General features: G+C 29.2%; 10 protein-coding genes and 1 pseudogene. 2 read left to right on the top strand and 9 right to left on the bottom strand.

Annotation, left to right across the window (positions count from 1 at the left end; all coding sequences use genetic code 11):
• Positions 1 to 407: 407 nt before the first annotated feature.
• The 7 genes from ABJG40_RS10250 to rplM all read right to left on the bottom strand — a co-directional run bounded on the left by ABJG40_RS10250 (position 408) and on the right by rplM (position 7,060).
• Positions 408 to 2,789, bottom strand: coding sequence for an MMPL family transporter (locus tag ABJG40_RS10250; RefSeq protein WP_348024481.1), 2,382 nt, complete (start codon positions 2,787 to 2,789; stop codon positions 408 to 410).
• 96 nt (positions 2,790 to 2,885) lie between these two features.
• Positions 2,886 to 3,440, bottom strand: coding sequence for a ribosome recycling factor (gene frr, locus ABJG40_RS10245; RefSeq protein ID WP_348024480.1), 555 nt, complete (start codon positions 3,438 to 3,440; stop codon positions 2,886 to 2,888).
• Between the two features lie 27 nt (positions 3,441 to 3,467).
• Entirely contained in the window at positions 3,468 to 4,178 is a 711-nt protein-coding gene (pyrH, locus tag ABJG40_RS10240) for a UMP kinase (RefSeq protein ID WP_348024479.1), read from the bottom strand.
• Positions 4,179 to 4,292: 114 nt separating this feature from the next.
• Entirely contained in the window at positions 4,293 to 5,264 is a 972-nt protein-coding gene (tsf, locus tag ABJG40_RS10235; RefSeq protein WP_348024478.1) for a translation elongation factor Ts, read from the bottom strand.
• Positions 5,265 to 5,290: 26 nt separating this feature from the next.
• A complete protein-coding gene (rpsB, locus tag ABJG40_RS10230; RefSeq protein WP_348024477.1) occupies positions 5,291 to 6,067 on the bottom strand; it encodes a 30S ribosomal protein S2 in 777 nt (258 codons plus the stop codon).
• A 151-nt stretch (positions 6,068 to 6,218) separates the two neighbouring features.
• The gene (gene rpsI / locus ABJG40_RS10225) at positions 6,219 to 6,605 is read right to left on the bottom strand and encodes a 30S ribosomal protein S9 (protein ID WP_348024476.1); all 387 of its coding nucleotides are present in this window, start codon (positions 6,603 to 6,605) and stop codon (positions 6,219 to 6,221) included.
• Positions 6,605 to 7,060 carry a 50S ribosomal protein L13 gene (rplM, locus tag ABJG40_RS10220; RefSeq protein ID WP_348024475.1) on the bottom strand — a complete coding sequence of 152 codons (456 nt, stop codon included), beginning with the start codon at positions 7,058 to 7,060 and terminating at the stop codon, positions 6,605 to 6,607. Before rplM ends, rpsI begins: the two co-directional genes overlap by 1 nt.
• A gap of 269 nt (positions 7,061 to 7,329) precedes the next feature.
• On the opposite strand from rplM, the pseudogene ABJG40_RS10215 reads away from it, so the two are divergent.
• Together ABJG40_RS10215 and ABJG40_RS10210 are read left to right on the top strand one after the other, a co-directional pair.
• A pseudogene (locus ABJG40_RS10215) lies at positions 7,330 to 7,628 on the top strand (hypothetical protein); the annotation flags it as partial.
• Between the two features lie 197 nt (positions 7,629 to 7,825).
• Complete coding sequence (locus ABJG40_RS10210; RefSeq protein WP_348024474.1) at positions 7,826 to 8,104, top strand: rhodanese-like domain-containing protein; 279 nt, start codon at positions 7,826 to 7,828, stop codon at positions 8,102 to 8,104.
• 64 nt (positions 8,105 to 8,168) lie between these two features.
• On the opposite strand, the gene ABJG40_RS10205 is transcribed toward ABJG40_RS10210, so the two are convergent.
• Together ABJG40_RS10205 and ABJG40_RS10200 are read right to left on the bottom strand one after the other, a co-directional pair.
• The gene (locus ABJG40_RS10205; protein WP_348024473.1) at positions 8,169 to 8,576 is read right to left on the bottom strand and encodes a hypothetical protein; all 408 of its coding nucleotides are present in this window, start codon (positions 8,574 to 8,576) and stop codon (positions 8,169 to 8,171) included.
• Between the two features lie 46 nt (positions 8,577 to 8,622).
• Positions 8,623 to 9,115, bottom strand: a 493-nt coding sequence (locus tag ABJG40_RS10200) for a response regulator transcription factor (RefSeq protein WP_348024472.1), incomplete at its 5' end; no start/stop codon positions are given.

Here is a 9,115-nt window from a genome sequence, read left to right as displayed (position 1 = left end):
CATTTAAAGCAATAAAACGATTGCTTCTAAATGTTCTAACCCATCCTTTTAGTTGTACTTCTTGTAGTAATAATCCTTCCGACTTTAAAAGTTCGGCAACGCTTTTGTTGATCATATTCTTATAATATTGATATAAATATATGTTATAATTAAAAAGTAAAGATACTTTTTTGAGATAAGAATAACAATGATATTTTTAAGTAGTTTGCTATCAAAAAAGAGGTGAAAACACCTGATTTATTTTGGCCTAAATTTTTTACTTTTGAATTGTTGAAGATCTCTAAAAACATTTGAATTAATTGCTATGATTTCTAAAACAAATTTTTTGATTTTTTGTTAGTCTAAAAATCGGGTGTTATACGATAACACTCGATTTTTAATTTTAATAAATTATAGGTTGCAAAAAATTATTTTTCCATATCATTATTACCATCCTTTGGAGGGAAAATTTTGATTGCAGGTTCTTTAAATACTTTTTTATTGGCTATTTTCTTTTCAAAAGTTAGAAGTAAAGAAGGTAGTAATAACAAGTTAGAAACCATTGCTAATAATAATGTAATAGAAACTAAACCGCCTAAAGCAATTGTGCCTCCAAAACTAGAAAGAGTAAAAGTTAAAAAGCCAAAAAACAATACAATAGATGTATAGAACATGCTAACACCAGTTTCTCGTAAAGCAGCATAAACAGATTGTTTTACACGCCATTTATTTGATATTAATTCTTGTCTATATTTTGCTAAAAAATGAATGGTATCATCTACAGAAATACCAAAAGCAATGCTAAATACTAAAATTGTAGATGGTTTAATGGGGATGTCTAAAAAACCCATTAATCCTGCAGTAATTAATAAAGGTAAAATATTTGGTATTAAAGATATAAAGATCATTTGTGGAGACCTAAACATCCACGCCATAAAAATGGCAATTAAGAAAATTGCTAGTGATAATGAAATGACTAAATTTTTAATTAAATAATTAGTCCCTTTTATAAAAACCAACGCTTTTCCTGTTAATGAAACATTATATTTGTCTGAAGGAAATTGTTTTGAAATAACAGTTTTTAAGCGATCTTGAATAACACTCATCTTTTCTGTACCAATGTCTTTCATAAAAGTTGTTATTCTTGCATAACGACCTGTAGAATCTACAAAATTTTTAAGCATACCAGCATCACTATTAGAATTTTTGGCGTAAGCAAAAATGTAACCTTGTTCTTGACTTGTAGGTAATTGATAATATTTTGGATTACCTTTGTAATAGGCTTGTTTTGTGTATTTTACTAAATTGGTAACTGAAACTGGTTTAGATAATTCAGGAAAAGTTTCTATAACTTCATTTATCTTTTCCATTTTCTTAAGAGTAGATAGTTTCATAACACCTTTTTCCTTTTTGGTGTCTACTAATATTTCTAATGGCATAATACCACCAAATTCTTTTTCAAAGAATTTAATGTCTTTGTAAAACTCCAAGCTTTTAGGCATATCTTCTATAATACTACCAGAAACTTTAATTTGATACACGCCAATAATTCCTCCAATAATAACAATTACTGTAGCAAAATAGATGGTAATTCTTCTATTTCTAACCATTTTTTCCATCCAATCTACTACATTTTCAATCCATCTTTTTTCAAGATGATTTAAATGCTTCTTTTTAGGAAGTGGCATAAAACTATATAAAATAGGAATAATTAATAATGCCAGTATAAAAATACTAATGATATTTACAGAAGCTAAAATTCCGAATTCACGAAGCAAACTACTTTTTACAAAAACAAAAGTTGCAAAACCAGATGCAGTTGTAATATTGGTCATTAATGTTGCGTTACCAATTTTAGCAATAACACGTTGTAAAGCTTTAGCTTGTTGCCCGTGTTTTTTTATTTCTTGCTGATATTTGTTGATTAAGAAAACAGCATTAGGAACACCAATTACAATAATTAACGGAGGAATTAATGCAGATAATACTGTAATTTCATAACGAAATAAACCAATAAATCCAAAAGCCCAAATAACACCAATCATAACAACCAAAAGTGTAATAAATGTTGCTCTAAAAGAACGAAAGAAAAAGAAGAAAATTAAAGCAGTAATACCTAAAGCTCCTAACACAAAAAGCAGAATTTCATCTTGTATGTTTTGAGCATTTAAAGTTCTAATATAGGGCATACCAGAAATACGGATATCAACATCATTCTCTTTTTCAAAATTTTCAATTGTTGGTATTAGGGTGTTAAAAATAAAATCTCTACGTTGTGGCGTATTTATGATGTCTTTTTTTATATAAATAGCCGTTTGAAGTGTACCTGTTTCTTTATTAAAAAGTAAATTATCATAAAAAGGGAGTTTCTCAAAAAGTTGTCTTTTTATGGCATTAACTTCTTCTGTTGTTTTAGGCTTCTTCTTGTATAAGGCTTCTAAAACAAATTTTCTATTTTTTCTATCTGCTTTTAATTTCTGAATATCAGCTATAGAAAGTGTAAAATCTGTTTCATCTAAACTATCGAATTTCTTTACTAAATTATTCCAAGCATTAAATTTTTTAGGAGTAAAAACAGTTGAATCTTTAATTCCCAGAATTACTAAGTTGCCTTCTTCTCCAAATATTTTTAAGAATTGGTTGTATTGTAAATTAGCCTCGTGATCTTCTGGCAAAAGGTTTGCTTCTGTATACGAGAATTTCATATACTTCATTTGTGAGGCCAATAAACCTGTTATAATGGCAATAATAATTAAAACCAAATAACGGTTTCTTAAGATTAGGCCAGCAACTTTTGTCCAAAAATTCATTTAAAAAAATTTACGTAAAGGTAGTTAATTTGTATAGTTATCGTAAACAAAAAGAGAGTGTATAAACACTCTCTTTTTGGATGAAGATAGTTGTTTTTAAACCTTCATTATTTCTATTTCTTTTACAGATAATTTCTCTTCAATAATTTTAATGTAACTATTTGTTAATTCTTGTATATCTGCTTCAGAATTTTTTTTCATATCTTCAGAAATATCAGTTTTTTTAATGTCATTATTTGCTTCTTTACGAGCATTTCTAACACCAACTTTTGCATGCTCAGCTTCTGCTTTAGCTTGTTTTGCTAAACCAATTCTTCTTTCCTCTGTTAGAGGTGGTACATTAATCATAATAACATCACCATTATTCATTGGGTTAAAACCTAAGTTGGCAATTTGAATTGCTTTTTCAATAGCTTGTAACATACTTTTTTCCCAAGGCTGAATACTTAAGGTTCTAGCATCTGGTGTACTAACATTTGCTACTTGACCTAATGGCGTTTGTGCCCCATAATAGTCTACCATTACATTAGCAAGCATAGAAGGAGTTGCTTTACCAGCTCTAATTGTTCTTAACTCTTTAATTAAATGTTCTATGGCATTATTCATTGATTCTTTAGCAGTATCAATAATAAATTCAATTTCTTCGTTCATCTTTAGTAAATTTTTAAAAGATTATGATTATTGATTATCAACAATAGTACCAATTTTTTCGCCTGAAACTAACTTCAATAAATTTCCGTTTGTATTCATATCGAAAACAATAATTGGTAATTTGTTTTCTTCACTTAAAGTAAATGCAGTCATATCCATTACTTTAAGCCCTTTTTTAATAACATCTTTAAATGTAATAGTTTCAAATTTAATAGCGCTTTTATCTTTTTCAGGATCTACATTGTAAATTCCGTCTACACGAGTTCCTTTTAAGATTGCATCTGCATCAATTTCAATAGCTCTTAAAACAGCAGCTGTGTCAGTAGTAAAATACGGGTTTCCTGTTCCTGCTCCAAAAATTACAACGCGTCCTTTTTCTAAATGACGAATTGCTTTTCTTTTAATATAAGGTTCTGCGACTTCTTTAATTTCTAGTGCAGTTTGCAAACGTGTATGTACACCCTCATCTTCTAAAGCGCTTTGCAAAGCAAGTCCATTAATACATGTTGCAAGCATTCCCATATGGTCTCCTTGTACACGATCCATGCCATTTGCAGCTCCTGCAACACCTCTAAAGATATTTCCACCACCAATAACAATTGCAACTTCTATATTTTGGGCAACTACTTCTTTAATTTCTTTTGCGTATTCAGATAAACGATTTGGGTCAATTCCATATTGTCTTTTACCCATTAATGCTTCTCCACTTAGTTTTAAAAGTATTCTTTGATATTTCATAGTTTCTTTAAAAGTTGTGCAAAATTACGTATTTTTTTTTAGTTTCTATTTTTTGATAAATAAAAAACCTCGCAAATTTGCGAGGTTTTTAAAATATGTGATTTGTTAGGATTACTATCCTAAAGTAACTCTTTTAAAAGTAGAAACTTCAACATCACCAAATGTTTCAACATATTGTGCAACATTTTTCTTTTCATCTTTAATAAAAGCTTGGTCTAAAAGACATTGCTCAGTATCTAAAGTTGTATTGTCAGAAATAAATCTTTCCATTTTTCCTGGTAAAATTCTATCCCAAATTTTTTCTGGTTTTCCTTCTGCAGCTAATTGTGCTTTTGCATCTTCTTCGGCTTTTGCAATAACTTCTGGAGTTAATTGAGACATAGAAATAAATTGAGGAACATTTTTTAATGTTTTTCCTAATCTTCCTAATTCAATATTATCTTTTTCGATAACTGCAATTCTAGCTTCAGTTTCTGCAGCTACATAAGCTGGGTCAAAATCTTTGTATGATAAAGTAGTTGCACCCATAGACGCTACTTGCATTGCTACATCTTTAGATAAAGCATCAGCATTATCTACATTTGCAGATAAACCTACTAAAGCAGCAATTTTTCCAATGTGTGTGTAAGCACCAACATAAGCAGCTTCGATTTTTTCGAAAGCTGTAATGTCTAATTTCTCACCAATAACACCTGTTTGTTCAACTAATTTTTCTGCAACAGTCATTCCTCCAAAATCAGCAGCTAAGAAAGATTCTTTGTCTGCAGAATTTAAAGCGATATCAGCAAATTCACCAGCTAAAGCAACAAATTTATCGTTTTTACCAACAAAATCAGTTTCACAAGCTAAAACAATTGCAACACCAGCAGTGTTATCGTTATTAATTCTTGTTACTGCAACTCCTTCTGTAGATTCTCTATCAGCTCTTTTTGCAGCAATTTTCTGACCTTTTTTACGTAAAACATCAATTGCTTTATCAAAATCACCACCTGCTTCAACTAATGCCTTTTTACAGTCCATCATTCCAGCTCCAGTAGCTTCTCTTAATTTTTTAACATCAGCAGCACTTACTTTTACTGTTTCCATGTTATTTTGTATTTTAAAAGTTATAATTATTTTGTTTCTTCAGCAGGAGTTTCTGTTGCTACAGTTTCTTCCTTTTTAGGAGCTTCTTTAGCAACTTTTACTTTTTCTTTGTCTGCCTTTCTATCAGATAAACCTTCTGCAATTGCATCAGTTACAAAAGATAATACCTTGTCTATAGACTTAGAAGCATCATCGTTTGCAGGAATGATAAAATCTACTAATCTAGGATCAGAGTTCGTATCAACCATTGCAAAAATAGGAATGTTTAATTTTTGAGCTTCTGCTACAGCAATATGCTCTTTCTTAATATCTACTACAAATAATGCACCAGGTAAACGAGTCATATCTGAAATAGAACCTAAATTCTTTTCTAATTTTTCTCTCTGACGATTAATTTGTAATTTTTCTCTTTTAGATAATGCATCAAAAGATCCATCAGTCTTCATTCTATCAATATGAGCCATTTTTTTAACAGCTTTTCTAATAGTAACAAAGTTAGTTAACATACCACCTGGCCATCTTTCTGTAATGAAAGGCATGTTTACTGCTTTTGCTTTGTCTGCAACAATATCTTTTGCTTGTTTTTTAGTAGCAACAAATAAAATTTTACGTCCAGAGTTAGCAATCTTTTTTAAAGCTTCTGAAGTTTCTTCTATTTTTGCAGCTGTTTTATACAAATCGATGATGTGAACACCATTACGTTCTGTATAAATGTATGGAGCCATATTTGGGTTCCATTTTCTAGTTAAGTGTCCAAAGTGTACACCACTTTCTAATAATTCTTGAATGTTTACGTTTGCCATTTTTAAAATGTGTTTACTTTCTGTTTTGAAATCAATACATAAGTAGTCTTTCGAGTCTTATATATTTAGATGCTAAACTGTTTAATATTAATTGTATGTAATAATAACAGTTCTCGATATAATATAGTACAGAATAAATTCTGTAAATATATTAACGTTTCGAGAATTGGAATTTTTTACGTGCTTTCTTCTGACCAAATTTCTTACGTTCAACCATTCTAGGATCACGAGTTAATAAACCTTCTGGTTTTAAAATAGCTCTGTGCTCTTCGTTAATTGAAACTAAAGCTCTTGTAATAGCTAAACGAATTGCTTCTGCTTGCCCTGTTACACCACCTCCGTAAACATTAACTTTGATATCATAAGATTCTAAGTTTTCTGTTAACATTAAAGGTTGTTGAACTTTATATTGTAAAGTACCTGTAGTAAAGTAATTTTTGTATTCTTTACCATTTACTGTAATGTTACCTTTACCTTCAGAAAGATAAATACGAGCAACAGCAGTTTTTCTTCTACCAATTTTGTGAACTGTATCCATTATATTAAATCGTTAAGGTTAATAGCTTTAGGTTCTTGACCTGCTTGTTTGTGCTCTGTACCTGCATATACATACAAGTTTCTATATAAAGCGCTACCTAAAGTGTTTTTTGGTAACATACCTTTTACTGCCTTTTCGATTAATCTTGTAGGATCTTTCTCAAACATTTCTGTTGCAGTTAACGATCTTTGTCCTCCTGGGTATCCTGTATGACGAATGTAAGATTTGTCTTTCCATTTGTTACCAGTTAAAACAATTTTTTCTGCGTTGATAATAACCACGTTATCTCCACAATCTACGTGAGGAGTATAATTTGGCTTGTATTTACCTCTAATTAGCTTTGCTACTTTAGAAGCTAGACGACCCAACGTTTGCCCGTCTGCATCAACTAAAACCCACTCCTTGTTTACGGTAGCGCTGTTTGCTGATACTGTTTTGTAACTTAATGTGTTCATAATTACACTATTAGTTTTTGTTAATTAATGATTATTTTTTCCTTAAAAAAGGAGTGCAAATGTATTGCTTTTTATTTGATTGACAAATAGTAGTTTAGATTTATTTTTAACGATTTTTTTTATGGTAGTTAGGTGTAGCATATTTTATATGTTTTTAACTTCTTTTACTGTTGTTTTATTACTACATTTTGAAGTCAATATTTAGTTTTATATCTTGTCTTGAAAGTCAATAAAAAGGTTAAAACATGATAGAATTTATTGAACGCTTTAAAACAGATAGATTATTTATGCATAAAGTACGCGAAGCGATGAAATTAAGTGAAAACTCCCCTATGAAAGGGAATGTAAATGTAGTTGAATATGTGGTTGATGGATATGAAGAAGGAAAGCTTGGTAGGAACTATGTTAGCTTTAGAACTTATAGATGATGGAAAAGTAAAGTTTTTTTACACATTATAAACCCTAGTGATTCAGTTAAGTCATTGAAAATAATATTAATAGATGTTTTGATGAATTTTACTATCGAATTAATCGATCTGAAAACAAAGAAACAATATTCAATTTCTAACATAAAAAAAGGAATAGTATAATTTATGATTTTTGAATTATAAGAATTATTTTTGCAGAATAGTATTTAACACAAAACAGAATTTTGAAATATTTAAAATGTAACATAAGCTACACAAGACTAATTGAAAATGGCTTAGTTTTGTGCAAAATAAATAGAATAGTATGGGGTTATTTAACTTGTTTAAAAGAAAAAATATGAGCGAAGAAATTAAAGAATATTTAGATAAAGGAGCAATTGTTTTAGATGTAAGAACAAAAGCAGAGTGGGATGAAGGTCATACAGCAGGAGCAAAGCATGTTGTTTTAACAGTGATTCCTTTAGAAATTGAAAAAATAAAATCTTGGAAAAAGCCAATTATTGCTGTATGTAGAAGTGGAGCAAGAAGTGGGCAAGCAACTCAGTTTTTAGCAAATAACGGAGTAGATGTAATTAATGGAGGTCCTTGGCAAAATGTTGATAAATACGTAAGCTAAAAAAACTAGAGATACTTATTTTTATATAAAAGTATCAAATAAAAAATAGAATCTGAATATATATTTAGATTCTATTTTTTTTATGTTTATTGCCAAATCCATTTTTACGATGTCTTTGAAGTCTTTGATAAACTTTTATAGAATGTGTTAATTTTTTAAAAACTGCAAGAGTGCCACCTAACATAGCTCCTACAAAAGCACCCATTGTAATTGGGTCATAATGATGATTTGTAATTAAGTATTTTACATAAAAAATTACTATACCTATTAAAATTGAAACTAGAAAAGTCTTTAATTTAGATTTCGATTTGTGAGCATAACTACCACAAAAAACACCTGTAATAATAGAAGTTGCTGTAATTTTTGATAGAAACAATTCTAAGAAATTTGTTTCTTTAGAGACAAAAATTGAAGTTACAAACAGGCCTATAAAAAAACCAGAAAGTACTCCTAAAATAATTTTTTTAAACATTTATATTGGGGAGTTATCTCCTATAAAAATACATAAAATATTTAGATTAGATTAAGTTTCTTTTTTGAGCTTTCATAACTGCTTCCATTTTACTGTGTACTTGTAGTTTTTTGTAAATATTTTCTATATGTTTTCTAACCGTAGATGGAGAAATAATTAGATTGTCTGAAATATTATTATAATTTAAACCTTTACTTAATTGAATTAAAATTTCGGTTTCTCTTTTAGATAGTTTTATTTCTTCTTGATTCTTAGATTTAGCATCTAATAAATTAGGATTTCTTAATAAATTTAATGTTTTAAGAGCAATACTTGGTGTCATTGGTGCACCACCTTTAGTTACTTCTATAATACTTTTGTATAAATTTTCTGCATTAATTTCTTTTAAGAGATACCCATTTGCACCAGCTTTTATAGCTTTAAAAATACACTCATCATCATCTACAACTGTAAGCATTATTATTTTTATTTGTGGGTACTTATTTTTTACAATTTTAGTTGCTTTTATGCCATTCATTTCAGGCATTTGAATATCCATT

The sequence above is a fragment of the Polaribacter sp. genome (assembly GCF_039939415.1).
In the GTDB taxonomy this organism is placed as follows: Bacteria; Bacteroidota; Bacteroidia; order Flavobacteriales; family Flavobacteriaceae; genus Polaribacter.
This window is presented reverse-complemented; position numbering and strand designations above follow the sequence as displayed.